The 843-nt window shown below is 65.8% G+C and carries 2 protein-coding genes; both read left to right on the top strand.

What is annotated here, in order from left to right; genetic code table 11:
- Positions 1 to 95: CDGSH iron-sulfur domain-containing protein (locus EN925_RS37890; protein ID WP_206633186.1), on the top strand; the 95-nt coding region annotated here is incomplete at its 5' end.
- A gap of 121 nt (positions 96 to 216) precedes the next feature.
- A partial coding sequence (locus tag EN925_RS37885; protein ID WP_281040713.1) for a hydantoinase/oxoprolinase N-terminal domain-containing protein occupies positions 217 to 843 on the top strand: 627 nt, incomplete at its 3' end.

The raw sequence follows: 843 nt of genomic DNA, 5'->3' as shown, positions 1-843 counted from the left end.
ACCGTACACAACGCGCCTTCCTCTGCCGCTGCGGCCATTCCGCCAACAAGCCGTTCTGCGATGGCACGCACAAGAAAGTGGGGTTTGTCGGGTAGGTTGGCGCTTCGGCCAACGCTGCCAATCTCCGCCTTGGCCCAGCGCTCGCAGCTTTATCGACCCGCCCGCATCGGCTAAAGGCAGGGGCAGACAGACTTCCCAGCCGGACCGCCGCCAAAAATGACAGCCAAGACCAAGCCAAAACCGTTGTTCCTCGGGATCGACACCGGCGGCACCTATACCGATGCCGTGTTGTGGTCTGAAACGGAAGGCCCGCAAGAAGGGCCGAACAAGGGCAAGGTGCTGGCCAAGGCCAAGGCGCTGACCACCAGGCATGATCTTGCCGTCGGCATTTCCGGCGCCGTCGACGCGGTGCTGCAGAAAGCCGGAACCGATCCGGCTGATATCAAGCTGGTGTCGATGTCGACGACGCTTGCCACCAACGCGCTCGTCGAGGGCCAGGGCGGCCGCGTCGCGCTGGTGATGATCGGCTTTTCCGAGGGCGACCTCGCCCGCGACGGGCTGAAGGCCGCGCTCGGCACCGATCCGGTGGTTTTTTGTCCGGGCGGCCACGACGTGCATGGCAATGCCGCCAAGCTCGATCTGTCCGGACTGGAAGCGGCGCTGCCGGAACTCGGCGCCTCGGTGTCCGGCTTTGCCGTCTGCGCCTACTTCGCCACCCGCAATCCGGCGCATGAGATCGCCGCCCGCGAGTTGATCCGCGACAAGTCCGGCCTGCCGGTCACATCGAGCCACGAGCTGTCGGCCAAGCTCGGCGGCCCGCGCCGGGCGCTGACCACTTTGCTC

It is taken from the genome of Mesorhizobium sp. M7A.F.Ca.US.006.04.2.1, assembly GCF_004022915.1.
Taxonomy (GTDB): Bacteria; Pseudomonadota; Alphaproteobacteria; order Rhizobiales; family Rhizobiaceae; genus Mesorhizobium; species Mesorhizobium ciceri.
Note: the sequence above shows the minus strand (reverse complement) of the source record. Positions and strands in the feature narration are given on the sequence as shown.